General features: G+C 27.1%; 35 protein-coding genes and 1 riboswitch. Of the genes, 24 read left to right on the top strand and 11 right to left on the bottom strand.

Translation table 11 applies throughout. From position 1 onward, the window contains the following. Nucleotides 1-3 precede the first annotated feature (3 nt). The 8 genes from nrdR to ACTTBE_RS01895 all read left to right on the top strand — a co-directional run bounded on the left by nrdR (nucleotide 4) and on the right by ACTTBE_RS01895 (nucleotide 7,149). Nucleotides 4-462, top strand: a complete 459-nt coding sequence (nrdR, locus tag ACTTBE_RS01930) for a transcriptional regulator NrdR (protein ID WP_075506746.1) — start codon at nucleotides 4-6, stop codon at nucleotides 460-462. After that, a complete protein-coding gene (gene ribD, locus ACTTBE_RS01925) occupies nucleotides 443-1,555 on the top strand; it encodes a bifunctional diaminohydroxyphosphoribosylaminopyrimidine deaminase/5-amino-6-(5-phosphoribosylamino)uracil reductase RibD (RefSeq protein WP_440676934.1) in 1,113 nt (370 codons plus the stop codon). The genes nrdR and ribD overlap by 20 nt, the downstream gene beginning before the upstream one ends. Next, on the top strand, nucleotides 1,548-2,141 hold the full coding sequence (locus ACTTBE_RS01920) for a riboflavin synthase (RefSeq protein WP_440676933.1): 594 nt from the start codon (nucleotides 1,548-1,550) through the stop codon (nucleotides 2,139-2,141). Before ribD ends, ACTTBE_RS01920 begins: the two co-directional genes overlap by 8 nt. Continuing rightward, a complete protein-coding gene (gene ribB / locus ACTTBE_RS01915; protein ID WP_440676931.1) occupies nucleotides 2,128-3,228 on the top strand; it encodes a 3,4-dihydroxy-2-butanone-4-phosphate synthase in 1,101 nt (366 codons plus the stop codon). Before ACTTBE_RS01920 ends, ribB begins: the two co-directional genes overlap by 14 nt. Next, nucleotides 3,228-3,617, top strand: a complete 390-nt coding sequence (ribH, locus tag ACTTBE_RS01910; RefSeq protein ID WP_440614335.1) for a 6,7-dimethyl-8-ribityllumazine synthase — start codon at nucleotides 3,228-3,230, stop codon at nucleotides 3,615-3,617. Before ribB ends, ribH begins: the two co-directional genes overlap by 1 nt. After that, nucleotides 3,614-4,015, top strand: coding sequence for a transcription antitermination factor NusB (locus ACTTBE_RS01905; RefSeq protein ID WP_440676930.1), 402 nt, complete (start codon nucleotides 3,614-3,616; stop codon nucleotides 4,013-4,015). The genes ribH and ACTTBE_RS01905 overlap by 4 nt, the downstream gene beginning before the upstream one ends. After that, nucleotides 4,008-4,967 (top strand): thiamine-phosphate kinase, encoded by a 960-nt coding sequence (gene thiL / locus ACTTBE_RS01900; protein WP_440676929.1) that lies wholly within the window; start codon nucleotides 4,008-4,010, stop codon nucleotides 4,965-4,967. The genes ACTTBE_RS01905 and thiL overlap by 8 nt, the downstream gene beginning before the upstream one ends. A gap of 76 nt (nucleotides 4,968-5,043) precedes the next feature. Then, nucleotides 5,044-7,149: a sodium-translocating pyrophosphatase gene (locus tag ACTTBE_RS01895; protein WP_440676928.1), complete on the top strand. Its 2,106-nt coding sequence runs from the start codon at nucleotides 5,044-5,046 to the stop codon at nucleotides 7,147-7,149. Here ACTTBE_RS01895 and bamE read toward each other — a convergent pair. Further along, complete coding sequence (gene bamE / locus ACTTBE_RS01890) at nucleotides 7,136-7,618, bottom strand: outer membrane protein assembly factor BamE domain-containing protein (RefSeq protein WP_440676927.1); 483 nt, start codon at nucleotides 7,616-7,618, stop codon at nucleotides 7,136-7,138. The two genes, ACTTBE_RS01895 and bamE, sit on opposite strands and share 14 nt — an antisense overlap. Between bamE and ACTTBE_RS01885 the strand changes: the two genes are divergently transcribed. From ACTTBE_RS01885 to ACTTBE_RS01860, 6 genes are read left to right on the top strand one after another with little or no spacing between them, the layout of a single operon-like run. Continuing rightward, complete coding sequence (locus tag ACTTBE_RS01885) at nucleotides 7,617-8,084, top strand: ubiquinol-cytochrome C chaperone family protein (protein ID WP_440676926.1); 468 nt, start codon at nucleotides 7,617-7,619, stop codon at nucleotides 8,082-8,084. The genes bamE and ACTTBE_RS01885 overlap by 2 nt on opposite strands. A gap of 2 nt (nucleotides 8,085-8,086) precedes the next feature. Beyond that, nucleotides 8,087-8,269 (top strand): 50S ribosomal protein L32, encoded by a 183-nt coding sequence (gene rpmF, locus ACTTBE_RS01880; protein ID WP_023853776.1) that lies wholly within the window; start codon nucleotides 8,087-8,089, stop codon nucleotides 8,267-8,269. A gap of 13 nt (nucleotides 8,270-8,282) precedes the next feature. Then, complete coding sequence (gene plsX, locus ACTTBE_RS01875) at nucleotides 8,283-9,284, top strand: phosphate acyltransferase PlsX (protein WP_440676925.1); 1,002 nt, start codon at nucleotides 8,283-8,285, stop codon at nucleotides 9,282-9,284. Beyond that, nucleotides 9,285-9,584, top strand: coding sequence for an HU family DNA-binding protein (locus tag ACTTBE_RS01870; RefSeq protein WP_262589169.1), 300 nt, complete (start codon nucleotides 9,285-9,287; stop codon nucleotides 9,582-9,584). Beyond that, nucleotides 9,577-9,939, top strand: coding sequence for a MerR family transcriptional regulator (locus ACTTBE_RS01865; RefSeq protein WP_440676924.1), 363 nt, complete (start codon nucleotides 9,577-9,579; stop codon nucleotides 9,937-9,939). The genes ACTTBE_RS01870 and ACTTBE_RS01865 overlap by 8 nt, the downstream gene beginning before the upstream one ends. Further along, nucleotides 9,940-10,131, top strand: a complete 192-nt coding sequence (locus ACTTBE_RS01860) for a 50S ribosomal protein L33 (RefSeq protein WP_023853780.1) — start codon at nucleotides 9,940-9,942, stop codon at nucleotides 10,129-10,131. 1 nt (nucleotide 10,132) lies between these two features. Here ACTTBE_RS01860 and ACTTBE_RS01855 read toward each other — a convergent pair whose 3' ends face one another. Next, the gene (locus ACTTBE_RS01855) at nucleotides 10,133-10,423 is read right to left on the bottom strand and encodes a chorismate mutase (RefSeq protein WP_440676923.1); all 291 of its coding nucleotides are present in this window, start codon (nucleotides 10,421-10,423) and stop codon (nucleotides 10,133-10,135) included. A gap of 88 nt (nucleotides 10,424-10,511) precedes the next feature. On the opposite strand from ACTTBE_RS01855, the gene ACTTBE_RS01850 reads away from it, so the two are divergent. Then, nucleotides 10,512-11,492 (top strand): COX15/CtaA family protein, encoded by a 981-nt coding sequence (locus ACTTBE_RS01850; RefSeq protein ID WP_440676922.1) that lies wholly within the window; start codon nucleotides 10,512-10,514, stop codon nucleotides 11,490-11,492. Between the two features lie 27 nt (nucleotides 11,493-11,519). Here ACTTBE_RS01850 and ACTTBE_RS01845 read toward each other — a convergent pair whose 3' ends face one another. Then, complete coding sequence (locus ACTTBE_RS01845) at nucleotides 11,520-12,848, bottom strand: O-acetylhomoserine aminocarboxypropyltransferase/cysteine synthase family protein (protein ID WP_440676921.1); 1,329 nt, start codon at nucleotides 12,846-12,848, stop codon at nucleotides 11,520-11,522. A gap of 2 nt (nucleotides 12,849-12,850) precedes the next feature. Next, nucleotides 12,851-12,917, bottom strand: a riboswitch (SAM riboswitch). Between the two features lie 141 nt (nucleotides 12,918-13,058). Between ACTTBE_RS01845 and rplM the strand changes: the two genes are divergently transcribed. The 7 genes from rplM to ACTTBE_RS01810 are packed head-to-tail and all read left to right on the top strand — an operon-like array spanning nucleotide 13,059 to nucleotide 18,292. Next, nucleotides 13,059-13,517, top strand: a complete 459-nt coding sequence (gene rplM, locus ACTTBE_RS01840; RefSeq protein ID WP_440614344.1) for a 50S ribosomal protein L13 — start codon at nucleotides 13,059-13,061, stop codon at nucleotides 13,515-13,517. A 1-nt stretch (nucleotide 13,518) separates the two neighbouring features. Beyond that, complete coding sequence (gene rpsI, locus ACTTBE_RS01835; RefSeq protein ID WP_440614345.1) at nucleotides 13,519-13,956, top strand: 30S ribosomal protein S9; 438 nt, start codon at nucleotides 13,519-13,521, stop codon at nucleotides 13,954-13,956. Between the two features lie 33 nt (nucleotides 13,957-13,989). After that, nucleotides 13,990-15,012: an N-acetyl-gamma-glutamyl-phosphate reductase gene (argC, locus tag ACTTBE_RS01830; RefSeq protein WP_440676920.1), complete on the top strand. Its 1,023-nt coding sequence runs from the start codon at nucleotides 13,990-13,992 to the stop codon at nucleotides 15,010-15,012. Continuing rightward, nucleotides 15,009-15,233: a hypothetical protein gene (locus ACTTBE_RS01825; RefSeq protein WP_440676919.1), complete on the top strand. Its 225-nt coding sequence runs from the start codon at nucleotides 15,009-15,011 to the stop codon at nucleotides 15,231-15,233. The genes argC and ACTTBE_RS01825 overlap by 4 nt, the downstream gene beginning before the upstream one ends. Beyond that, nucleotides 15,230-16,522 (top strand): homoserine dehydrogenase, encoded by a 1,293-nt coding sequence (locus ACTTBE_RS01820; RefSeq protein ID WP_440676918.1) that lies wholly within the window; start codon nucleotides 15,230-15,232, stop codon nucleotides 16,520-16,522. The genes ACTTBE_RS01825 and ACTTBE_RS01820 overlap by 4 nt, the downstream gene beginning before the upstream one ends. Then, nucleotides 16,522-17,424: an AEC family transporter gene (locus tag ACTTBE_RS01815; RefSeq protein WP_440676917.1), complete on the top strand. Its 903-nt coding sequence runs from the start codon at nucleotides 16,522-16,524 to the stop codon at nucleotides 17,422-17,424. Before ACTTBE_RS01820 ends, ACTTBE_RS01815 begins: the two co-directional genes overlap by 1 nt. Nucleotides 17,425-17,440: 16 nt before the next feature. Next, the gene (locus ACTTBE_RS01810) at nucleotides 17,441-18,292 is read left to right on the top strand and encodes a DMT family transporter (RefSeq protein ID WP_440676916.1); all 852 of its coding nucleotides are present in this window, start codon (nucleotides 17,441-17,443) and stop codon (nucleotides 18,290-18,292) included. A 544-nt stretch (nucleotides 18,293-18,836) separates the two neighbouring features. Here ACTTBE_RS01810 and ACTTBE_RS01805 read toward each other — a convergent pair. Genes ACTTBE_RS01805 through ACTTBE_RS01795 form a run of 3 tightly spaced genes read right to left on the bottom strand, consistent with a single transcriptional unit; the run spans nucleotide 18,837 to nucleotide 19,814 of the window. Next, nucleotides 18,837-19,112 carry a methylated-DNA--[protein]-cysteine S-methyltransferase gene (locus tag ACTTBE_RS01805; protein ID WP_440618399.1) on the bottom strand — a complete coding sequence of 92 codons (276 nt, stop codon included), beginning with the start codon at nucleotides 19,110-19,112 and terminating at the stop codon, nucleotides 18,837-18,839. Further along, entirely contained in the window at nucleotides 19,093-19,530 is a 438-nt protein-coding gene (locus tag ACTTBE_RS01800) for an N-acetyltransferase family protein (RefSeq protein WP_440676915.1), read from the bottom strand. Before ACTTBE_RS01800 ends, ACTTBE_RS01805 begins: the two co-directional genes overlap by 20 nt. Before the next feature lie 32 nt (nucleotides 19,531-19,562). Further along, complete coding sequence (locus ACTTBE_RS01795) at nucleotides 19,563-19,814, bottom strand: hypothetical protein (protein ID WP_440676914.1); 252 nt, start codon at nucleotides 19,812-19,814, stop codon at nucleotides 19,563-19,565. 80 nt (nucleotides 19,815-19,894) lie between these two features. Between ACTTBE_RS01795 and ACTTBE_RS01790 the strand changes: the two genes are divergently transcribed. Further along, entirely contained in the window at nucleotides 19,895-20,848 is a 954-nt protein-coding gene (locus ACTTBE_RS01790) for a site-specific integrase (RefSeq protein ID WP_440676913.1), read from the top strand. 9 nt (nucleotides 20,849-20,857) lie between these two features. On the opposite strand, the gene glf is transcribed toward ACTTBE_RS01790, so the two are convergent. Next, entirely contained in the window at nucleotides 20,858-21,973 is a 1,116-nt protein-coding gene (gene glf / locus ACTTBE_RS01785) for a UDP-galactopyranose mutase (RefSeq protein WP_440676912.1), read from the bottom strand. Next, nucleotides 21,974-22,786 carry a DUF4422 domain-containing protein gene (locus tag ACTTBE_RS01780; protein WP_440676911.1) on the bottom strand — a complete coding sequence of 271 codons (813 nt, stop codon included), beginning with the start codon at nucleotides 22,784-22,786 and terminating at the stop codon, nucleotides 21,974-21,976. It lies immediately after the preceding gene. Between the two features lie 46 nt (nucleotides 22,787-22,832). Here ACTTBE_RS01780 and ACTTBE_RS01775 point away from each other — a divergent pair, with 46 nt between their 5' ends. Beyond that, nucleotides 22,833-23,678, top strand: a complete 846-nt coding sequence (locus ACTTBE_RS01775; protein WP_440676910.1) for a glycosyltransferase family 2 protein — start codon at nucleotides 22,833-22,835, stop codon at nucleotides 23,676-23,678. A 2-nt stretch (nucleotides 23,679-23,680) separates the two neighbouring features. On the opposite strand, the gene ACTTBE_RS01770 is transcribed toward ACTTBE_RS01775, so the two are convergent. Genes ACTTBE_RS01770 through ACTTBE_RS01760 form a run of 3 tightly spaced genes read right to left on the bottom strand, consistent with a single transcriptional unit; the run spans nucleotide 23,681 to nucleotide 26,454 of the window. Further along, nucleotides 23,681-24,682 carry an NAD-dependent epimerase/dehydratase family protein gene (locus ACTTBE_RS01770; RefSeq protein ID WP_440676909.1) on the bottom strand — a complete coding sequence of 334 codons (1,002 nt, stop codon included), beginning with the start codon at nucleotides 24,680-24,682 and terminating at the stop codon, nucleotides 23,681-23,683. After that, nucleotides 24,683-25,570: a glycosyltransferase family 2 protein gene (locus ACTTBE_RS01765; protein WP_440676908.1), complete on the bottom strand. Its 888-nt coding sequence runs from the start codon at nucleotides 25,568-25,570 to the stop codon at nucleotides 24,683-24,685. After that, nucleotides 25,570-26,454 carry an NAD-dependent epimerase/dehydratase family protein gene (locus ACTTBE_RS01760; protein ID WP_440676907.1) on the bottom strand — a complete coding sequence of 295 codons (885 nt, stop codon included), beginning with the start codon at nucleotides 26,452-26,454 and terminating at the stop codon, nucleotides 25,570-25,572. The genes ACTTBE_RS01765 and ACTTBE_RS01760 overlap by 1 nt, the downstream gene beginning before the upstream one ends. Nucleotides 26,455-26,469 lie beyond the last annotated feature (15 nt).

The raw sequence follows: 26,469 nt of genomic DNA, 5'->3' as shown, positions 1-26,469 counted from the left end.
ATAATGATTTGTCCTTGTGAAAAAAAAGGTGATACATCTGTTGTAGATTCTAGACCAACTGAAGATGGAACTGCAATCAGAAGAAGACGATTATGTATATGTGGTGAAAGATTTACTACCTTTGAAAGAATTCAATTTAGAGAATTAATGGTTGTTAAAAAAAATGGAAGAAAATCTTCTTTTGACAGAGATAAATTATCTAAATCAATCTATATAGCACTAAAAAAAAGACCAATTGATACTGAAACTGCAGAAAAATTTATAAGTAAAATCTCAAGATCATTAGAAGAACTTGGACAAACAGAAATATCAACAAGTACAATTGGAACAATGGTTATGGAAGGATTAAAAGAGCTTGATCCTGTAGCATATGTGCGTTTTGCTTCTGTTTATAGAAATTTTAGAGAAGAAAAAGACTTTGTGCAATTCGTGGACAGATTAGATGTCTACAAAAAAAGATAATTTTACCAGTAAAGATAAACAATTCATGCAAATTGCCCTTAATTTGGCAATTGCCCGTGAAGGTTTAACCGGTACAAATCCATCTGTTGGATGTGTAATTGTTAAAAATAATAAAATTATATCTATAGGACAGACTTCTCATGATGGAAGGCCTCATGCTGAACGAAATGCAATTAAAGACTCTATTGAAAATGTTGCTGGCTCAAAGATGTATGTCACATTAGAACCTTGTTGTCATAAAGGAAAAACACCACCTTGTACAAATTTAATAATTAAATCAAAAATATCAGAAATTATTTATTCAATTTCTGATATTGATGAGCGTGTTAGTGGCAAATCTTTTAAAGTTTTAAAATCAAGTAAAATAAAAGTTAGAAAAAATCTTTTAAAAAAAGAAATTAGTAGGTTTTACTATCCTTATTTTTTTAACAGAAAAAACAAAATACCTTTTGTTACAGGTAAAATTGCAGTTTCAAAGAACAATTTAATTTATAGTAAAGAAAAGCAAAAAATTACTAATATTTATTCTGATAAGTTTTCGCATTTTTTAAGATACAAAAATGATACGATACTAATTTCATACAAAACCTTAAATAAGGATAATCCAAAACTTAGTTGTAGACTTAAAAACAAAAATAATTTTTCACCTATAAGAGTTATTTTAGACAGAAAGCTAAGTTCTAATCCAAACTATTACTTAATAAAATCTGCATCTAAAATAAAAACAATTATTTTTTATAATGAAGCGACAAAATCAAAAATCTCATTATTTAAATCTAAAAAAATCTTATTAATCAAATCTAAAATTAATAAAAATAAAGAATTCAAATTAAAAGAAATATTAAAAAAACTTTATACTTTAGGATGTAGAAATTTATTGGTTGAAGGTGGAGATAAACTTACAAAATCATTCATAAATGATAAAATTTTTAATAAATTTTATTTGTTTAAAAGTTCAAATAATTTATCTAAAAATACAGAATTTGTTGAATTTAACAGTTTAAATAATTTAAAATCAAAATATAGATATAAGTCAAAATTAAATCTTAAATTAAAAAAAGATAAAATAGATTTATATAAAAATTATGTTTAACGGAATTATATATAACCAAGGTATTGTCAAAAGAATTGCCAAAAGACCAAAAGGTATAAATATATTTGTTAAAAGCAACTTAAAGGTTTCATCAAAAGATATGGGATTATCAGTTGCGTGTGATGGGGTATGTCTCACACTAATTTCGTATAAATCAAAAATAATGGAGTTTTATTTATCTAATGAAACCTTAATTAGGTCTAAATTTAAATTTCTTAAAACAAATGATATTTTGAACTTAGAGTTACCCCTGAAATATGGAACTAAAATTTCTGGCCATATTTGTCAGGGTCATGTGGATACGGTTGGAATAGTTAATAGTATTAATAAAATAGATAAATCTTATCTTTTTGATTTTGAGATACCAAAAAAGGAGAGAAAACATTTAATAGAGAAGGCGTCAATATGTGTAAACGGTATCTCTCTTACAATTTCAAAAATTACAAAAAAAGGTTTTCAAATTTGGATTATTCCCCATACGTATAAAGAGACTAATTTATCTACTTTAAAAAAATCTAGTTTGGTAAATATTGAGATTGATATCTTGTCTAAATATGTAAGAAATTATTTTAATGACAAAAAATAATTTTGCATCAATAGAAACTATTATTAGTATTGCCAGAAAAGGTGGGATGTTCATATTGGTTGATGATGAAAAAAGAGAAAATGAAGGCGATTTAGTAATATCAACATCGGATACTAATTCAAAAAATATAAATTTTATGGCTAAGTATGGCAGAGGTTTAATTTGTCTAGCTTTAGATAGTGTTCAGGCTAAAAAATTAAACCTTTCATTAATGTCACCAATTAATCAATCAAGAAATAAAACTGCATTTACAATATCAATTGAAGCAAAAAGAGGAATTACAACAGGAATTTCAGCAAAGGATAGAGCCAAAACGATTAAAGTTGCTTCAAAGAAAAATGCTAACAAAAATGAAATTGTATCTCCAGGTCATGTGTTTCCAATAATAGCAAAAGATGGAGGTGTGCTTGTTAGAGCTGGGCATACAGAGGCTTCAGTTGATATTTCAAAATTGGCAAAAAAAAATAATTCAGCTGTTATTTGTGAAATTATGAATGAAGATGGAACAATGGCTAAAGGTAAGGATTTATTTAATTTTGCAAATAAGCATAAACTTAAGATAGGTAAGATTGAAGATTTGATTGCTTATAGACTTAAAAAAGAAAAATTAATTAAATTAAAAAAACAAAGCTCAATAATTGTAAAAGATCAAAAGTACAATATTCGAATTTATGAAAATTTAATTGATGGTGCAGAACATTTTGCTCTAATTAAAGGAATAATAAAAAAGGGCATTGCTCCAAGGGTAAGAGTGATCTCTTCAAATGTAGTTCAAAATTATTTAATTAATCAACAATTACCAAACTCATTTAACAAAACTTTAAATTATTTTAGAAAATATAACAATTGTGTATTAGTTTTTATTAAAGACTCTAATTTAAAATCTGTAACACAAACTCTGAAAGATTATAAAAATAAAAAATTTTATAAAAAGGGTAATGATAAATTAATAAGAAATTATGGAATTGGAGCTCAAATTATAAAAGATTTAAAAATTAAAAATATGATACTAATCACGAAATCTCCAAAAAAAGTTATTGGTTTAGATGGTTATGGTATAAAAATTACTAAACAAGAATTAATATAATGAAGAAAAAAATTTTGATTGTTATAGCTGATTATTACAAAGATATTGCAGATGGACTACTTAAAAGTGCTTTAAAGTTAATCTCAAAAAAAAATAATATAAAAGTCATTAACGTTCCTGGAGCTTTTGAAATACCAGTAACTATTTCAAAAAACATAAATAAGTATGATGCTTTTTTAGCTTTAGGTTGCGTTATTAAAGGTCAAACACCTCACTTTGATTTTATTTCTCAAGCAGCAACCAATGGTATTATGGAGTTATCAATTTCGAGTAAAAAACCAATTGGGAATGGAATAATTACTTGCTTGAATATGTCTCAAGCTAAAGCGAGAAAGAAAAAAGGTGCAGAAGCAGCTGAAGCAGTAATTTCTGTTTTATCTCAAAAATGAGAACACATTTTAATCCAAAAAATAATCCTAGAGTTATAATAATTCAAAAACTCTATGGTAAATTTTATAACGAAGATGATCAATTACAGTTTCCAAAACACAGATTTAAAAAATTTATTAAAGATATTGTAATAGGAACTATCGAAAGAAATGATCTAATTATAGATGAATTAAAAAATAAATTAGGTGAAGAATTTGTCTTTGAAAATTTAGATAAGGTTTTTCAAACTATTTTAAAAGCTGCTACATATGAATTAATGTACAAACCTAATTTATCCTTAAACATCATTATTAAAGAGTATTTAAATTCATCAAATTATTTCTTAGAAAATTCACAAACTAAGTACCTAAATGCTTTGCTTGATAATGTTGGAAAAAAATTGAGAACAAATGCATGAATTTGAATTAATAAATAATTATTTTTCTAATATTTCCAAAAAAAATAAAGCAGCATTAAATTTAAATGATGATGTTTTTTTTGACAAAAAAAAAGGATTAGTTATTTCAGTAGACACATACAACATAGGTACACATTTTATAGATTTCAAAAGACCAGATTTAGTTATTAAAAAGATTTTAAGATCCTCAATTTCTGATTTAATTTGTAAAGGAGTTAACCCAAAATATTATTTTATTGCTGGATCAGGTAACAAAAAAAACTTCACAAAAAATAATCTTAAAAAAATATCTAATTCTTTAAAGGAAGAGCAGAAAAAATATGATTTATTATTAGGAGGAGGGGATACAACTTTTTCTAATAAACTTAGCTTTACAATAACTTCAGTAGGATATTCAAAAAAAATAATCTTCAGAAATCAATCTAATGTAAATAATGATATATATGTTACAGGAAATTTAGGTGATAGTTTTATTGGACTTCAAGTTTTAAAAAATAAAATTAAGTTGAATAAATCTAAAACTAAGTATTTTATAAATAAATATTATATGCCAGATATCCAAAATAAGTTTTCTAAAAATTTACTTTCTCTAGCAACTAGTTCTATGGATATATCCGATGGTTTGATCACTGACTTAAACAAACTAATAAATAAGCAAAATGTTTCTTATAAAATTTATGAAAAATTTATTCCTGTATCAAGAAATCTTACCAATCTGATCAATAGTAAGAATTTAAAAAAAATTGATCTAGTTTCTAATGGAGATGATTATCAAATTTTGTTTACTGCTAAACCAAACAATGCCAGAATCATAAATAAATTAGGTAAATCTCTCGGTGTAAAAATTTCTAAAATAGGAACTATTCTATCTGGTAAAAACAAGTCTTTAATTTTAGATAAAAAAGGCAGAGAAATCGCCAAAAATGTAAGTGGTTATGTCCACCAATTTTGAAGTTAATTATTGTCTTTTTTGACTTTTTTTGTATTGTCCGGGCTTAAAAAATTAACAACCAACAACTAAGGGTTATATGAGCGCAACTGTCGAAACTATTTTATTATATACAATCGGAGCCGGTTTTTTATCTATCGTTTACGGGTTCTTAACTGGAAAAAACATTTTAAATTCAAGTGCAGGAAATGCAAAAATGCAAGATATTGCATCAGCTATCCAAATTGGAGCAAAAGCTTATCTAGCAAGACAATACAAAACAATTGCAATTGTTGGTGCAGCTGTTCTTGTAATTGTTAGTATTGCATTTAGTCCATTAGTTGGTCTTGGTTATTTAATAGGTGCAGCATTATCTGGTATTGCAGGATATGTTGGTATGTTAGTTTCAGTAGAAGCTAACGTTAGAACTGCTGAAGCTTCAAGAAAAGGTCTTGCTCAAGGTCTTTCAGTTGCTTTTAAGTCTGGTGCTGTAACTGGTATGTTGGTTGCTGGTTTGGCATTGTTGGCAATAGCAGTTTATTATTTTTTACTATTGAAATTTGATATAGATGAAAGAGAAATAGTGAATGCTCTAGTTGCTTTAGGGTTTGGCGCTTCTTTAATTTCAATTTTTGCAAGATTAGGTGGAGGTATTTTTACTAAGGGTGCAGATGTTGGAGCTGATCTTGTTGGTAAAGTTGAAGCTGGTATTCCCGAGGATGACCCAAGAAATCCAGCGGTAATTGCTGACAACGTTGGAGATAACGTAGGTGACTGTGCTGGAATGGCAGCTGATTTATTTGAAACATATGCAGTTACTATTGTTGCAACTATGGTTTTATCATCAATTTTCTTCGTAGGTGATCTTAATATGATGATTTATCCTCTTACAATCGGCGCTGCTTGTTTATTGACTTCAATTATAGGTACATTCTTTGTTAAACTTGGAAAAGACAACAATGTGATGAACGCATTGTACAAAGGATTTATTGTATCTGCTGTTGCATCATTAGCTATTCTTTGGCCTGTAACAGATCATGTAATTGGTTTTACAAATGAATACACTGTCAGTGGAAATACATTTAATGGAATGGATTTATATTACTGTGGAGTAATTGGTTTAGTTATTACTGGTTTATTAATCTGGATTACAGAATATTATACAGGTACAAGTTATAGACCTGTTAAATCAGTTGCTTTATCATCAACAACTGGTCATGGAACTAATGTTATTCAAGGTTTGGCTGTATCAATGGAAGCAACAGCAATACCAGCCTTAATTATAGTTGCTGGTATCTTAATTACAAACTCTATTGCCGGTCTATTTGGTATTGCAATTGCTGTAACAACAATGCTTGCATTAGCTGGAATGGTTGTAGCTTTAGATGCTTACGGTCCAGTTACTGATAATGCTGGAGGGATAGCTGAAATGTCTAACTTGGATAAAAAAGTTAGAAAAACGACTGATGCTTTAGATGCTGTTGGTAACACTACTAAAGCTGTTACAAAAGGATATGCAATTGGTTCTGCTGGTTTAGGTGCACTAGTTTTATTTGCAGCTTACACTGAAGATATCAAACATTTTTCTAAAGAAGCAGGCTCTGCATTAGAAGGTATCGTTGTAACTTTTGATTTATCAAATCCTTATGTTGTTGTTGGGTTATTAATTGGTGGAATGTTACCTTACTTATTTGGTTCTATGGGTATGCAAGCTGTAGGTAGAGCAGGTGGTGCTGTCGTTGTAGAAGTAAGAAGACAGTTTAAAAAATATCCAGGTATCATGAAAAGAAAGCAAAAGCCTGATTATGCAAAATTAGTTGATTTGTTGACTGTTGCAGCAATTAAGGAAATGATAATTCCTTCATTATTACCTGTGTTGTCACCTGTAGTTTTATATTTTATAATTTTATCAATAGGTGGCCAGGTTGCTGCTTTAGCTGCAGTTGGTGCAATGCTTTTAGGAGTTATTATAACAGGATTATTTGTAGCTGTTTCAATGACCGCTGGAGGTGGTGCATGGGATAATGCTAAGAAATATATTGAAGATGGAAACCATGGTGGAAAAGGATCAGAAGCTCATAAAGCTGCAGTTACTGGTGATACAGTCGGAGATCCATATAAAGACACCGCGGGACCAGCAGTTAATCCAATGATTAAGATTACAAATATTGTAGCTTTGTTATTATTGGCTGTTATCGCTTCATAAGCTCTTTACGTTTTTTGGCCCTCTGACCAAGAGGGTCATCAATTTTCTGTCTCATACTACTGAGAAATTCATATATGAAGGAATTTTTCTTGAATCCTGATTGTGTAGTTGCTTCACTTATTTTGATATTTTCCATATCATCTTTATTGTAAAACTCTTTTTTATTTAAAATCCCATAATCATCAATTTCTAAAACAAGAATGTCATTTTTGAATATTTTCATTCTTCCAAGGTTTTTTAATCTTGATTGTGTTTGTTTTCTTTCTATGTATATCCATACATCATTATCAAATTTACTTGTTGTTGATGGACTACCTAGTATTTTTATTATATCGTTTATATTGGTTTTACTAATTATTAGAGATTTTTGTTTCTTTTCTAAAGACGGAACTCCATGATGTTTTACAACAGGTTTAAAAGAGCAATTTGAAAGTATTAAAAATAAAAAAAATATATATAATTTATTCATGAGTAATGAGTATATACATATTTATAACAATTTAATTAATTTCACTAGAAATAAAGATTTATATAAGAATTTAAATAGGGAAGATAGTTTTTCAGACAGATTAACTTTATTTTTACTCCATTTTTCATTTTTTTTAAAAAATTATAAAAGTGAGGAAAATAAAAAAACTCTACAAGAAATTTACGATTTTAACTTCAGGCAATTAGAACTGAGTATTAGAGAGATTGGATATGGAGATCAGTCTATAAACAAAAAAATGAAAAATTATATTAATTTGTTTCATTCAATGGTTTCAGAGATTCATTTTTGGGATAACTTATCCAAAATTGATAAAATTGAAAAATTATCAATATTTTTGGAAGATTTTAATAATATTGAGGATTTGCTTAAATATTTTGAGGAATTTAACTCAAATTTATCAAAAAAAACTTTGAATTCTTATTTAAAAAGTGTAAGTAACCCATAATTATGGCTGTACCTAAACGAAAACAAACCCCATCCAGAACTGGAATGAGAAGGGCACAAACAATGAAATTTTCAACTAAAAATATAGTTGAGGATAAAAAATCAGGTGAATACAGGCTTTCTCATCATCTAGATTTAAAAACTGGTATGTATAAGGGTAGACAAGTTTTAGACCCAAAAGAATAGTATAATAATTTAAATGTCCGAAAAAATTAAAATTGCAGTTGATGCAATGGGAGGTGACGGTTCACCAAAAAAAGTTATTGATGGTATCATTTACAACCACAAATCAAATAAAAACAATTTTTATAAAATATTTGGAGATAAAAATAAAATTTCTCCATTAATTGAAAATAAAATTAATAAAGAGTTCTATGAAATTTTTCATACAGAGAATGCAATTAAAAGTACAGATAGTCCTCTAGAAGGTGCAAAAAGAGGAAAAGACACAAGCATGTGGCTTGCTATTCAGAGTGTTAAAGAAAAACAGGCTGATATAGTTATATCTGCTGGTAATACTGGTGCTCTATTAGTTGTATCAAAATTAAATCTTAAAATGATCGAAAATATAGACAAACCAGCTTTGTCTGCTCTTTGGCCAAATAAAAAAGGTATGAGCGTTGTATTAGATCTTGGGGCTAATATTGAATGTAGTGCAAAAAATCTAAGTGATTTTTCTTCGATGGGAGCTGCACTTTATAACTCGTTATATCCAAATGAAATGGCCAATGTTGCTTTATTGAATATTGGTTCAGAAGAATTAAAGGGTAATGAGGTAATAAAAGAAACATATCAAATTCTAAATGACAAAAAATCTGAAAATTTTAATTTTAAAGGATATATCGAGGGTAACCACATTATGGACGGTGAAGTTGATGTAATTGTATCAGATGGATTTACAGGAAATGTAGCATTAAAAACAGCAGAGGGAACTGCAAATTTTATTACAAGTGAATTAAAAAAAGCGATGACTGGAAATTGGATAGGTAAGTTTTCTTCCCTTTTAAATATTGCAAATTTAAGAAAATTTAAAAAAAGATTAGATCCAAGACTGTACAATGGTGCAATTTTTATAGGATTGGACTCTCCAGTAGTAAAAAGTCATGGTGGCACTGATTTCGTTGGCTTTGCTAACTCATTAGATGTTTGCCATAGAATTGTTAAAGGTAATTTGATAGAAAAGATTAAACAGAATCTTTAAATGAGAATCAATTTAACTAAAAAAGATTTAGTTAATTTAGTTTATATGCAACTAGGTTTTTCTAAACAGATTTCAGAAAACTTAATTGATGATTTTTTATCAACAATTGTTTCCAACATTAAATCTGAGAAAAAGCTAAAATTATCTAAATTTGGAACTTTTTCTATTAGACAGAAAAAAAGTAGAATTGGTAGAAACCCAAAAACTAAGGAAACTAAAGTAATAACTAGTAGGGATGTTGTTTTATTTAAACCTTCAAAAGAATTTAAAGAGTTTATAAATCTTAAAGATTATGGATAAAGCTGATCAAGCTTATAAAACTATTGGTGAAGTTGCTAAAATTTTAGACTTAAAAGTCAATAAGAAAGGTTCTTTGCCCACTCACATAATAAGATTTTGGGAAACACAGTTTAAACAAATTAAGCCAAAAATTCTTAATTCTAATAGAAGATATTATGATGAAAAAAATATAGATCTTCTTAAGAAGATTAAATATTTGCTTAAAGATCAAGGAATGACAATTAATGGAGTTAAAAAGATCCTTAATAATGAAGATACTTTAAAGCTTGACGAAATGGCAGATAAATCTATAAAAGCTGAAAAATTAAAAAATAAGTTAACTAAAATATCAAATATTTTAAAAACACTAAAATAAATGGCGAAAAAAACACACGTAAAAGTTAGAATGGTACCTGAAGCTAAACCAGATAGTCCTTACTTTTATTATGTAAAAAAACCAGCAGGTGGCGAAAAAGCTAAAGTAAAATTATCTGCAAAAAAATACAATCCTGATACTAGAAAACACGAAATGTTTGTGGAGAAAAAGCTTCCACCACATAGTAAATAAGCTATTTTTTTTTAAAATTTCTTCTTTCGTAATCAATATAAGACCAAATCATATTCTTCCAAATACGATTAGTTATCTTTGGATCTATGCCTTTTTTTAAGGATTTTGCTTTAATTTTTTTTAAAATAAAATTAATTCTTTTCTTATCTACGATTTCTTTTTTAAATTCTTTAAGTTTTAAAACTTCCTCAACTAGTTTTGTTCTATATTTTATAAGTGATAACAGTTTATTATCTAATTTATCTAGCTTAACTCTTATTAAATCTAGTTTTTTTTTATTATTTGGCGACATTTAATTTATTGGAATACTTAATAATTATTATATTTATCTGAGCATGTACAGTGAGAATAATCATTTAAATAATCAACTTAAATTGTGGATGCTAACATTATTAGTTTTAGTTTCTTTAATAATATTGGTTGGAGGCTTAACTAGATTAACTGACTCGGGTCTATCAATTACTACTTGGGAATTATTTGTTGGTTTTTTTCCTCCTTTTACAAATGAAAAATGGTTGGAATATTTTAGTTTATATAAAACAATTCCTGAATACAGCCAACAAAACTTCAATATGACTCTTGATGAATTCAAAGTGATATTCTGGTGGGAGTGGGGACACAGGCAGTTAGGCAGAATAATTGGTTTAACCGTATTATTCCCAATGGTTTATTTTTCAGTAAAACATGGAGTTTGGATTATAAAAAAATATGGACTTATTTTTTTGCTAGTTTGTTTTCAGGGATTTTTAGGTTGGTACATGGTATCAAGTGGATTAGTTGAAAGAATTGATGTTAGTCATTATAGATTAGCAATACATTTGGTAACAGCTTTTATTATTTTATCAATTGTATATTGGCAATTTTTGAAGTTATCATCCTCTTCAAATCAAACAATTTCTATTAATCTTTTTATAGTAAAAATTTTTTTAGTTTTATTATTTTTGCAACTAATTATAGGTGCCTTTGTATCTGGTATGGATGCTGGTAAAATCTACAGCACTTGGCCATTGATGGGAGTTAATTATTTTCCTGACGATAGTAGTTTTAAAGAGTTTTTGAATTTAAAAGTTTTTGATAATCCCTCTATTGTTCAATTTATGCATAGAAATTTAGCATATTTAATTATTGTCTTTTATGCTTTAATCCTCTTTAAAGTAATTAAAACTGGAAACAAAAAATTATACAAACCCATTACTGTAATTGGTTTGACTTTGGCATTTCAAATTTTTCTTGGTGTGGTAACTATTTTATCTGGAGTAAAAATGTTATTTGCATCTTTACACCAGATAAATTCTATTTTGATAATACTTTCAACTTTATATTTTTTATTTATCTCAAAATATAAAAAGCAAATTAATTAATTTCTATTTGTAGACATATAAATAAAATTAACTAACTGCTTTTAAATTACCTTTTGATGATTTGTCTAAAGCTTGATCTAAATCATCGATGATATCATCTATATGTTCTAAACCAATACAAAGTCTAACATATCCAGGGGTTACACCTGAAGCAGCTAATTCATCATCATTTAATTGACTGTGAGTTGTTGTTGCTGGGTGTATTGCTAAACTTCTAGCATCACCTATATTTGCAACGTGGTAAAACATTTTTAAAGCCTCGATGAACTTTTTACCAGATTCTATGCCACCAGATAATTCAATACCAACTAAAGCACCATTACCATTTTTAAGATATTTTTTTGCTCTATTTGATATCTCCTCATTATGTTCGGTAGCATAAATAACTCTCTTAACTGCTTTATGATTTTTTAAGTACTCAACCACTTTTGCAGCATTATCACAATGTTGTTTCATTCTTAAAGCAACTGTTTCAAGTCCTTGTATGACACCGAATGCATTATCTGGAGAAAGTGCAGATCCTAAATCTCTTAACAAGGTCACTCTCGCTCTTACTGCAAAAGCAACATTTGCTCCAGTTAATTCAGGCACAGCTTTACCCCAAACAACACCTCCATAACTTGCATCAGGTTCATTAAATAGTGGCTGTCTTTTTGGATCTGCTGTCCAATCAAAATTTCCACCATCTACTAGTGCACCTCCAACTACTGTTCCATGACCTGCTATATATTTTGTTAAAGAATAAACAACCACAGCAGCACCATGTTCAATTGGTTTGCATATCACTGGGGCAGCAGTGTTATCCAGGATTAATGGAATGTTATATTTTCTACCAATATCTGAAACTTCTTTAATTGGAAAAACTCTCAAATATGGGTTTGGTAACGTTTCTCCATAAAAAGCTCTAGTTTTATCGTCTATTGCTTTTTCAAAGTTTTTTGGATCAGACGGATCTGCATACCTTACTTCTATACCAAGCTTACTTAAAGTATGTGTGAACAACGAAACTGTTCCGCCATATAGATCTGTTGAACTAACTATATTATCTCCAGCTTGAGCAACGTTTAATATTGCAAAAGTAGATGCAGTTTGACCAGAAGCTACAGTTAAACTTGCAAGACCACCTTCGAGAGCAGCAATTCGCTTTTCCAACACATCGTTTGTTGGATTCATTATTCGTGTATAGATGTTTCCAAACTCTTTTAACGCAAATAAATTTGCTGCATGTTCTGTGTTATTAAATTGATACGAGGTTGTTCTATAAATTGGAACTGCTACTGAATTTGTAGCTGGATCACTTCTATAATCTCCACCATGTATCGCAATAGTTTCTGGATTATTTCTTTTTGTACTCATTTTTACTCCTTTTTTAGTGCTTTTGCTTTATGCAAGGCGCACAATACAGTTCAAATGCCTACCGATTATAATTTTATGAAAATTCCATTTTAGCAGTTTTATGCCCGCAATAGGATCAAATCGGCAAGTGATAAATAGCATATTAGTTATGTTTTACAAGCTAAATATAAAATTGACTTTGAATAATTTAATAGTATTAATCCTCGCACAATGACAAAATTCACAAAAAAAGATCAAGTTACATCATCTTGGTACGAGATAGATGCAAAAAATGCAGTTGTCGGAAGATTAGCGACCGTTGTATCTAATATTATTAGAGGTAAAAATAAGACTACTTATACACCTCACATGGATGATGGAGATTTTGTTGTAGTAAAAAATATCGAACAAGCAAAATTTACTGGTAAGAAGTTTCAAAATAAAAAGTACTATAGACATACAGGACATCCTGGTGGAATTAAAGTTACTACACCAGAAAAACTTCATGAAAAAAAACCTGGAGAAACTTTGAAACTAGCAGTTAAAAGAATGTTACCAGGTGGTGTTTTGGGTAGAAAGCAATTAACAAAATTAAAAATTTATTCAGGAAGTGAACATCCTCATGCTGCACAAAATCCAAAAGTTATTGAATTAGATAAACTAAACAATAAAAACATTGCAAGAAATTAATATGGAAAACGTACAATCAAACACAAAAACTCCAAAATTAAAGTTAGATTTTAAAGATAGTAAGTACGCTACAGGTAGAAGAAAAACTTCAATAGCGAAAGTTTGGTTAAAAAAAGGTTCTGGTAAAATTTATGTAAATGGCAAATTATATAATGAATATTTTGCTGATGAAATTCACAAAATGCAAATTACAAGACCTTTTGAGATTATAAATCAAGCTACAGATTATGATGTTAGATGTAGCGTAAAAGGTGGTGGACCTACAGGTCAAGCTGGAGCAATGGTTCATGGTATTTCTAAAGCTTTGGTTCTCTTTGATGAAAATTTAAAAACAACATTGAAAACTGAAAAGCTTACAACCAGAGATTCTAGAGCTGTTGAGAGAAAAAAACCTGGTAGAAGAAAAGCTAGAAGAAGCTTCCAGTTTTCTAAAAGATAATTTTTTTTACAATTTAAACTGCTATAATAAAAAATGCCTAAGCTTAATGCATTAGTTGCCGGATCTACAGGATATATTGGTGTTCAATTAATCAAGTTATTAATTAACCACAAATATATTAATATTAAATATCTATGTGGAAATTCGTCTGTTGGAAAAAATATTTCTTATTATGATAAATCTCTATCAAAAAAAAAATTACCTAAAATCGTAAAATTTAATCCTAAATTGTTAAATGGTATTGATGTTGTCTTTACAGCTCTACCAAATGGTGAAGCTCAAGATATAGCAAAAAAACTTAATGATAATATTACTCTAATTGATTTAGCAGCAGATTTTAGATTAAAAAAAGTTAATGATTATTTAAAATGGTATAAACAAAAACATCGTGCTCCAAAACTACAGAAGAAAAGCATTTATTGTTTACCCGAAATAAATCGTGATGAATTAAAAAATCACAATATTATTTCATGTCCAGGATGTTATCCAACATCAATATTATTACCTCTTGTACCGCTAATTAAAAAAAAATTAGTTAAATTAGACAATATAATTATTGATTCAAAATCTGGATATTCTGGTGCCGGTAGAGGAGTTCATAAAAAATATAAAGATAAGAATTTATACGAGTCATTAAGTGCTTATGGTGTTGGTTTTCATAGACATAATTCTGAAATTCATCAATTTTTAAGCAAATTTACAAATAAAAATTTTCAATTTAGTTTTACTCCACATTTATCTCCAATGTTTAGAGGCATATTAAGCACAATTTATTTAGATTTAGAAAAAAATGTTAATCAATCAAAAATCATCAAAACACTTGAGATATCTTATAAGGGAGAAAATTTTGTTAAAATATTAGACTCTGATAAACTTTTGAGCACAAATGATGTTATCAATACAAACAATTGCTTTATCACAGTGTGTAAATCAAAATATAAAAACAAAATAATCATTATTTCTGCAATAGATAATTTAATCAAAGGTGGAGCAGGTCAGGCTGTTCAAAATTTAAATAATAAATTTAATTTTCCTGAAAGAACAGCTTTAAAATGAAATACTTATTAATTATTTTTCTAATTTTTTTATGTAATTGCTCTTTAAATAAAGATTCTCAGTATTGGACAGAACATCCTACCGAAAATAAAAAAAATCAAAAAAAAATAACTGAAATACTTAAAAAGTCAGACGATATAACAAAAATGACATTAGAAGAATATGAGATTTATATAGATGACTATACTAAAAAAAGTAAATATCCAGATATAAGCAAATGAATAATATAGTGAATATAGCAGTTGTTGGACTTGGTCAAGTTGGTAATTATTTATTCAATGAACTAATTGTTAAAAAAAAAGATATTGAACTTAAAACAGGCAAAAGAGTTAACGTAGTAGCTATATCCGCAAAAAATATAAATAAAAAAAGAAAATATAAAATTAATAGAAAAATTTTTTATAAAAACCCTTTTGAAATTTTTAAAAAAGAAAAAGTTGATATATTATTTGAGGTAATTGGACAATCTGATGGGGTTTCTAAAAAATTAGTTGAAACTGCTTTAAAAAATAAAATACACGTAATTACTCCTAACAAAGCTTTAATCTCAAAACATGGAAACAATTTAGCGAAACTAGCTGAAAAAAATAATGTCAATTTAGAATTCGAAGCATCTGTTGCTGGGGGGATACCGATATTGAGATCTATTAAAGAAGGATTAGCTACTAATAAATTATCTAAAGTTTATGGAATTTTAAATGGTACTTCAAATTATATATTATCAGAGATGGAAAATTCTGAGCAGAATTTTTTAGATGTTTTGAAAAAAGCTCAACAGCTTGGATATGCTGAACCAGGAAATCCAAAATTAGATTTAAATGGTTTTGATGCATTTGCAAAAGTAAGAATTTTATCTGCTTTAGCTTTTAATAGTAAAATATCTAATAAAAAATGTTTAATGGAAGGAATAGAAAAAATTGATTTAAAAGATATTAAAATTGCAAATCAATTAGATTTAAGAATTAAACTACTGGGTATCTCTGAACTCAAAAATAATCAACTTTTTGAAACTGTTCATCCATGTCTTGTAAGTAAAAAATCATATATTGGCAATGTAAATGGAGTAATGAATGCTGTGATCCTTAATGGTAAACCAGTAGGAGAAAGTGTACTCCAAGGGGAGGGCGCTGGACCAGGTCCTACTTCATCATCTTTATTATCTGACTTATTATCTATTTTAAGAGGAAATATCAAAAAGCCATTTGGTGTAAGTGTAAATAAGCTAAAAACTTTAAAGTCTTACAACGTAAATAATTATGTTAATTCTCTATATTTAAGATTTGAAGTTAAAGATAAACCAGGTGTTTTATCTCAAATAACTAATCGTTTAGCTAAATATAAAATTTCTGTAAAAAGATTAATTCAAACTCCAGATAAAAAAAATAATAAAGCTACAATCGTTATAGTTACTCATAAAACCACAGAATTAAATTGTAATAGCTGTTTATCTATATTTAAAAAAAATAAGAATATCTTAAAATCACCTACGTTAATTAGATTGCTTGATTAATGGAAATATATTTCAAACTTATTGAAGTATTATTTCCTGTATTTTTTGTTGTTGGGATTGGATATTATCTTGGTAAGAAAAAACCAGATTTCGATAATTCCTTTATAACTACTTTTGCCTCAAATGTTGGTACGCCTGCAATGGTTATATATTCTATTACTTCTACAGGTATAACATTTGAACAATATACTAGTTATTTTATTTATTATTTAATTGCTATTGCTGGTTTTGGTTTAACAGGCATAATTATTTTATATCTATTAAAAACTAAAGATATTATTAGAGAAATCCCAGTTTTTCTTCTTCCTAATAATGGAAATATGGGTATTCCTATTTGTCTTTTTGCTTATGGTTCACAAGGTTTAGGAATAGCTGCATCAATATCTTCGCTTATAATTTTACTTCACTTTACATTAGGAGTGTTTTTAGCCGACAGAAAATTTGACTTTAATATTTTAATTAAAAATCCACCTTTTTACGCAATCATATTTTCAGTTACTTTTATTTATTTTGACTTGGAGATGCCCAAGGCAATTATTAATCTAACTGAATTGTTAACATATACAGCAATTGTTTTAATATTAATGTCGTTAGGAATTGCATTAACAAAATTAAAAGTTTTTTCTTTCACTAATTCAATAATTGCCTCTATTGGAAGAGTAATCATTGGACCTATAATTGGTTTTTTAATTATAATTTTTTTCGATCTTTCTGGATTTGGTGCAGGTGTAATTTTAATTCAATCTGCTATGCCAAGCGCTATTTTAAATTATTTAATTGGATCAATGTACTCACCAAAGGAAATAGTCGATAACATTGCTAGCACAATTGTTGTTTCTACATTAATGTCATTTATTACAGTTCCAATAGTTGTATTCTTTGCTTTAAAATACTTCTATTAAGATATATCTTTCAGTTGTGAAGGCTATAATTTTAAATGCATCTGCTTGGATGATTGTCCCTGTTATGGATGCGTTTGCTAAATATTTAAGCTCATCAATGGATGTTTTGCAAATAACATGGGCTAGATATTTTTTTACCGTAGTTTTTACTCTGTCTTTAATGCTTATATTTTATAGACAGTCATTAGTTTGGACTAAAAAACCGGCTCTTCAACTAATAAGAGGTTTGATATTTGTTTTTTCTACGTATTTATTCTTTTATGCGATTTCTGAAATTTCACTCCCTAAAGCTTTAACTTTAGCATTTGTAGCACCAATTTGTGTCACAGCTTTATCTCCATTTTTTTTAAATGAGAAAGTAGGGGTGAAAAGATGGACCGCTGTATCGTTAGGATTTGTTGGTACTTTGATTGTTATTAGACCTGGATTTATTGAACTTAATCTAGCTACTTTAGCTGCTTTAGGTAATGGAATTTGTTATGGATTTTACCTTATTATAACAAGAAAACTTAGCACTTCAGATAACCCTCTTTTAACGCTTTTGCTTTCCGGATTAATAGGAACAGTCATTATTAGCCTATTTATGCCTTCTGTATGGGTAAAGCCTACTACAAATCAGTGGATTTTAATGGCTTTAATCGGCCTTATAGCCTCTGTAGCCCATCTTTTCTTAATTTTATCACTCAAATATGCCGATGCCTCAAAATTAGCTCCTTTGGGCTATACAGAAATTATAACCAATATTTTAATTAGCTATTATTTCTTTAACGAATTACCTGATAATTGGACTTATTTAGGTCTATTCATAATTGTCTTAAGTGGCCTTTATATTACTAGAAGAGAGTACATCTTAAAAAAAAGTAATTAATAGTAATCATTTTTATACTAATTATTAATGTTTAACATTAATATATAAAATTAAATTATTGTAATTATTGAATAAATTATATATATAAAAATATAATAAAAAAGGATTAATACATGGTAAAATAGACTAACTTTTGAGTTCTTTAATTATAATCTTTAATTTTAAAAGCTTATTTGGATTATATCGATATACAAAAAACAACAAATATAGTTAATAGAGTTTAAAAACAATATAAATTGCTAGAAGTGTTTAATTTCAACAGTTTTTTACTAATAAAATTCTAAAATATTTTTTTTTATCAAAAATTGTAGGGCAGGTGTCTTAAAAAATCTGCAAATTACAGCAAATTTAAGACTTTAAAAAAGGGTTGATATCATTGAAAAATAGAGCAATGCAGTAATAGAATATGCTCTTTAATCGGCCATAGAGGGTATTTATTTAATTATATTTAGATATATAGTACAACTGAAGGGTGAATAGCACTATTTACGTGATTATGTGTGAAAATTGCCTAAAAACCTTTATTTTCAACACTTTTTTAACCTTAAATGTCTACTTTTTCAGATCTAAGTAAACGCAGTTTAGTCTTAATTCCACCTTTTCCTGAGTATCCTCCGAGCGACCCATCAGTCCTAATTACCCTATGACAAGGTATTTTTGGAGGATATGGGTTTTTCCCAACTGCATTTGCAACTGCTCTATGAGCTTTTGGCTTTCCGATAGCTTTTGCGACCTGGAGGTAAGTTCTGACTTCTCCTTTAGGTATTTTTTTTAAATAATTCCAAACTTTTATCTGAAATTTAGTCCCTTTTAAGTTCATATAATTCAAATCCTGTATTTTTAGCAATCTTATCATATAATTTTTTCGCCGTCTCATTGGAAGAGTGGGTTATCCAACGAATTCCGTCCCATTTATTTTCTTTAGATAGAGATTCTAGGTATTTTATAAGTTTTTGAGCTATTTTCTGGCCCCTAAAGTGTTTATCTACAAATAAATCATCTAAAAATCCTATGTGTTGACCATTTAATGGTCTTGGCATTGTTCTATAGTGTGCAATTCCAACAATTTTATCTTCAATTTCGTAACAAATTCCATTAACAACATGATTTTCATCGTGTATCCAATTCCATAAAGTATCTAAAATCTCTTGTTTCATAGGAACTTTATAAAATTTAGCATATCCGCAGTACAATTTTATCCATTTTTCCTTATCTTTTCTTTTAATTTTTCTAATCATTTACTTTAATTTTAATTATTAAATAACTGATATTATTTATTTATTATAAACTTAAGTTTTTTTGATATTGTACAAACTTTAATTAAATTAATAGGTTTTTTATAGATTTTTTTATTAAAATTTATATCAAAACTGATTGGATGGTAGAAATGAGGATCTTTAAATTCGGATTCTTGATAGTTTTGATCACAGGGTTTTAGTTTAATTTCAAAAAATTTTTCGTTAATTTCAGCACCAACTGGACTAATTATAACAATTAAAGCAAAAAGTATTCTTATTAACATTATTGATTACTAATATGCTTGACTTATATTTTCTATTAATATATTACTAACGATAATTAATTGTTATCAATACTAATTATATGAGTGAACTAACAACAGATCTAAAATCACTTCATGAAGCAACTCTAAATAATTATAAAAACTCTAAATCAAATAATACACTAAGGGCATATAAATCTGACTTTAAAGACTTCGGAGCATTTTGTGCAAAGCATGGATTAAATTCATTACCAACAGAGCCAAAAATAGTTTCTTTATACCTAACCCATCTCTCTAAAAACTCAAAAATAAGCACTTTAAGACGAAGATTGGTATCAATAAGTATGGTGCATAGGCTTAAAGGGTATTATCTAGACACAAAACATCCAATTATTGTTGAAAATTTAATGGGAATAAGAAGGGTTAAAGGAAGTATTCAAAAAGGTAAAAAACCTATATTAATTAACCATTTAAGACTAATAATTAACTCAATAAATGAACAAAAAACAGAAAAAATAAAAAAACTTAGAGACAAATCAATTATCTTAATCGGTTTTGGAGGAGGTTTTAGAAGAACTGAGCTCATTTCTATTGATCATGAGGATTTAGAGTTTGTTCCTGAGGGACTTAAAATCACTATTAAAAGATCAAAAACTGACCAATTTGGTGAGGGAATGATTAAAGGATTACCCTACTTCGATAATGAAATTTACTGTCCTGTTACAAATCTTAAAAAATGGATAGAAATTTCCAAAATCAAGTCCGGTCCTATTTTTAGAAGATTTTCTAAAGGTTTATCATTAACAAACAAAAGATTAACCGACCAATCTGTAGTTTTGTTAATGAAACAATATTTGAATTTAGCAGGTATAGATAATAAAAATTATGCTGGCCATAGTTTAAGATCGGGTTTTGCAACAGTAGCCGCTGATTCAGGCGCTGATGAGCGGAGCATAATGGCTATGACAGGTCACAAAACAACTCAAATGGTTAGAAGATACATTAGAGAGGCAAATATATTTAAAAATAATGCACTAAACAAAATAAAAATTTAATTTCTAATATTAATTTATTTTTTTTTTTATTTTTTTAAATAGATTAAGAGCTCTTTCTATTACTTGATCAGTGTTAAAGTACTTATACTGAGCTAATCTACCTTCAAAAAAAATATTTTGATTTTCAATTTTATCAATTAATTTTTTATATTTATTAAATTTATTTAAATTTTCATTGTTAATAATAGGATAATATGGATCACCATTCGATTTTGGATACTCTTTAGAAATGATTGTATAAGGAGTTTTTTGTTTAGTTACATGCTTTATCTCAACTTTTCTAGTAAATTTATAATTATTAGGATAGTTATATTGAACGGATTTCTGTATGTATTTCTTTTTAAATGTTTTAAATTTGAAATCTAAAGATCTCCAATTTAATTTACCATATTTATAATTAAAAAATTTATCTGGCGTTCCAGTGTAAATAAGAAATTTATTATATTTAATTTTTTTTCTTATTTTAAAAAAATCGGTCTTTAAACTTAGCCTTATTTTTTTATTACTTATCATTCTTTCAAACATTTTTGTGAAACCTTTTTTGGGCATAAATTTCAATTTTTCATTTACATAATACGGATTCCTATTAAATCTAATCGGTACACGCCCAGCAATATTACTTGATAATTTTCTTGGATTAATACCCCATTGTTTAATTGTGTAATTTTTATAAAATTTTTCATAAATTTCAGAACCAAGTTTAGATAAAATAAAATCTTCAGAATTCTTAGGATTTTTAATTTTAATTTTTTTTTTATTTATAAATTTAATTGCTTCCTTTTTGGATTTAAATTTAACATCAAAAAAATTTTCAAGGGTATCTAAATTTATAGGAAATGGATAAAGTTTTTTATCAACACAAGATTTAACTATATATTCACCAGGGATCCAATCAGTAAAGTTAGATAAATAATTAAAAATTTTCTTATTTTTAAATCTCAGATAATGAGGTCCATATTTATGATATAAAACCCCCTTTTTGTTTTTTTCATCATAGCAATTACCTGCAATATGATTTCTTTTTTCAATAATAAGACAAGATAAATTTAATTCATTAGATATTTTTTGCGCCAAAACACAGCCAACAGGACCAGCGCCAACTATTATTACATCTGCTTTAAACATCTATATATCCAATTTTGTAGGAAAAAAAGATGACGTGAAAGGTAATTTTAAAGGATTTAAAAAAGTATTCACAGCATCAGAAATATAAAAATTGTTAAATACAGCATAAGACAGATATCCAACTTTAGAATGTTTTTCAAACCAATATGGTGTAAATCTCTCTATAAAATAAGCTGGTAATTTTAAATTTTTTCCAACGCAAAGATTTTTATTTAAACATTCTTTTAATAGTTTTTCTATTAACGGAAATACTATTTCACAATAATTAATAAAGATTTTTGGTTTCGTTATAAACATATTACACGCACTGAATTTTCTATTGTAACCAAAATTTAAAAATTCTTTATATAATTTAACATCTAAAATTTCATGTAAAAATTCGAATATTTCTTTTCCATGATTATTCTTGAAATGATCAATCACATTCTCATTTTTTAAATATATTGGATCAACTAGCATAGTCTCGTAGTCATTTAATGAATTTATTTTATTTAATAAAAGTTTAGAATGGATGTTTGAAAATGATTTCTTTTTTTTAAGTAATGAATTTAACCAGAATCTTCTATAATGACAAAAACCAATCCAATCATTATCGTTATGATGCATAATTTTGTTTTTATATACCCAATAAATTCCAGTTAATTCAGCACAATATTTATTCAAATTAGAAATATTAATTCCATTATTTTCATATTCATAATTTGAATTTCCACTCCCACTATTACCTAAAATAACAGGTATAATATTATCTGGAAGTTTTTTTAAAAATTTTGATTCATTAGTGCTAAAACAATATATATATAAATTATTCATTATGAATATTTATACAAATTATTTTTTAAAAAATATATTTAAATAAATGAATCAAGAGGTAACAATTCTTATATTAACTCATAAAAGTAAAAAACTAGTATTAGATTATATAAAAGAGCTTTATAAAAAATTTAAAATTATTATTATTGATAATTCTAACGATCTAGACTTAAAGTCAATAATAATAAACTCTTACCCTGGTGTAGAAATTTATCTGATCCCAAATAATGGTTATTCTAATCAAATTAACTTCGGTAGTAAATTAGTTAAGACTGAATATTTTTTGATAAGTAACCCTGATATTAGAGGAATGAATGAGTCTAATGTATTGAATTTTGTAAAAGCTGCAAAAGAATTAAAAAATAAATTTTCTGCATTAGGTCCTAGATTTTTAAATGTTAATCCAAAATCACACAAACAAAGTGAAGATAATAAATCTATTTCTCCAATGAAATTTATTAGTGGCGCTTGTATGTTTTTTAACAAAAAAAATTTTGATAGTCTTAATGGTTTTGATGAAAATATATTTTTATATTTTGAGGAAAATGATTTCTGTATTAGATCATACAAAGTAAATAAAAATTATCAGTTAAATAATATTAAAATTGAACATGATATTGGAACTTCTGTAGAAGTTAAAAATGAAGAAGATAAAATAAATCAAGCAAATTTTAGAACATGGCATTTTATTTGGTCAAAATTTTATTACTACAAAAAACATTATGGATTCTTTCTTGCTATAATTTATTTCTTACCAATTATAATAAGAATTAATTTCAGAATTGTTTTATACAAATATAAAAATGACAAAATAAATCTTACAAAATATATAAATAGAAGATCAGGCTTGTACAGTTCAATTTTGAATAAACAATCCTCAAAAAGAATATAGACTTATTCTTGTTTCCAGTAATCGTAAATTCCTTTATTAAGTTCATATTTAGGCCAAATAAATCTTTCTCTATTTGGTTGATTTTTAGCCCACCCCCACATTTTTGTAAGACCTTCTTCTAGATCTATTTTGTGTTCAAAATCTAATAACTCAACGGATTTATCCCATGTAGACCAAGCATATTTTGTTTCATGCCTAGGTTCTAAGTAAATTGGATCTATATTTAAACCAGTTACGTTAATCAAAATATTACATGCTTCACTTATCGAATACTCTTTAATGCCACCTAAATTTATAATTTGACCAATGCATTTTTTACTTTGTGAAGCTTTCCACATTGGGGCTATAGCATCATCGACATAACTAAATGCCCTTACTTGTGATCCATCACCAAATATTGTTGGATTTTTTTTGTTTAAGACCTGATACATCCAAATACCAAGAACATTTCTATATTTATCCCATATATTTTGATTAATACCGTAAAAGTTATGTGGTCTAATTATTGTATATTTAAGTCCATGTTGTTGATATGCAATTTCTAAATCCATTTCTACTGCATATTTTGCTATAGCATAAGGATCAATTGGGGCTTGAGGCAAATCTTCATTAAAAGGAGGATCATATTTATTTCCATAAACAGACATTGAACTTGCAAAGACAAATCTTGAGATATTATATTGTATACTACAAGTTATTAGGTTTGTTGAAGCAATCAAATTATTTTCGTAGTTATATTTTCTAATAAAAGGACTCAATCCCTCTGCTGCATAAGCCGCAAAATGATAAACTATTTCTATATTTTCTTTTTCAAATACTCCTTTTAAAGCCTGTAAATCAATAAGATTAAATTTATAAAATTCAACATTTCTATTAATATTTTCAGAGAAACCGCCACTAAGATCGTCAATACCAATGACTTTATAATCTGTATTATTTACTAGCCAATCTGCTAATCTTGATCCAAGTAATCCTGCTACACCGGTAATTAGTATTTTTCCCATTTAATATTTAAATTTTGTTAAGGTTAAATAAAACTTTATTACTTTTACTTTAAATAATTCTAAATAAAAGTTAAAATTTTTATGTGGATTTTTTAAAGGACCATCAAATTTTTTAAATATAAGTTTTTTCTTGTTATCCAATCCTGATTTGAGATAAAATTTTTCAAAAAAATTGATTGTCATTCCCCACTTCATTAAAAAAATTTTGTTACCTCTGCTTCCTAGATATGTAAATAATGATTTATCCTTCTTTCTAGTCGTTATAGATCCGAAATGATAAGCTAAACTTTTTCCAAGGCCTTTAAAAATTCTGACATCATTTTTCCATAATTTCATAGCAAAATCTGTATCATCACCTCCTGTTGGTGAGAATTCCTCACTCCAACCACCTACTTTACTCCATATATCTTTATGAACTAAACCTGGACATTTAGTTGTACCTTGAAAATTAAAAGTTTTAATACTTTCTAAATTATTTAACAATTTACTTTCATTGAAACTTTCATATTTGTCACCTGCATCGAAATATACTTGGCCGGCTCCTACCATTGTACCAGAAAAATAAAAATTATTGTGTTTTAATAATTTTATTTCTTTTTCAAATTCCATATCCCAACCAGGACAATAATAGAAATCATCATGTGAAATTAAAATATAATTTAATCGCGCTTCTTTTGATGAAATATTTAATGCTCTTGGCATTCCAATATTTTCATTGGTATGTGTATATTTAATTTTATTTTTATTCAAATATTCAATTGTTCCATCAGTACCTTCATTAACATGAACAATTATTTCATGATTAAAATTAGAATTTTTTCTTAAACTTTCTATACAAATTTTTAAATAATTTAAGTTATTAAAAGTTGGGATTAAAATTGAAAACATTAATTATATTTAATTATGTTTTTTATATAATCTTTAATATTTATTTTTGCACTATATCCTAAAATTTTACTTGCGTTATTGTTTAAAATAGTTGATCCAAATCTTTCACCAGGTCTAGAGGGCAAATATTTAATTTTTGTCTTGAACATCTTGGCAATTTCAATAATTGAGTAATTTTTCTTAGTTCCCAACATATAGTGATTTTGGTTACCTTTTTTCCAAGCAAGATAGCAGCCTCTTACAATATCATCAATATGAGTAAAGTCTCTTCTCTGTGTACCAGGTTTAACAATCGTTAATGGTTTTTTCTTTTTATATTGTTCTTCAAAAATTCCAATTACCGCAGACATTCGAGAATTCATTATTTGTCCTGGTCCATAAACGTTATAAAAATAAACAAATTCATACTTTAGTCCAAACCATTTATTGTAGTTTTTAATCAATTCAATATTTTTTGATTTTGACCAAGCATAAGGTGAAAGATTTTCATCTTTTCCATTGTTACCTAAATTACTGGATGTAGCAGAATATATTAGTTTAATTTTATTATCTTTAGCAAATTCAATAACTTTTGATGAATGATGAATGTTATATTCAAAACATTTCTTATAATTTTTAAAACTTTGATAAATTCTAGAAAATTCACCAAAATGAAAAATAACTTTGATATTTTTTTTGTATTTTTTTAGTAAGATTTCAATATCTTCGTTATTGCCTTTGATATATTTAACATTTTTATTTTTAATATGATTTTTTTTGTAACCAGACGAATAATTATCAATACTAATTATTTTTTCTTTAATCTTTAAATTTATTAGGTATTTTATTAACGAAGAACCTATAAAGCCTGCTCCTCCAGTAATTACAATAAATTTATTATTCATAAAATATATAAATTT

Origin of the sequence: Candidatus Pelagibacter sp. HIMB1587, assembly GCF_052047775.1 — a bacterium.
Classification (GTDB): domain Bacteria; phylum Pseudomonadota; class Alphaproteobacteria; order Pelagibacterales; family Pelagibacteraceae; genus Pelagibacter.
The sequence above is the reverse complement of the archived record's forward strand: the minus strand, read 5'-3'. Positions and strand labels throughout refer to the sequence as shown.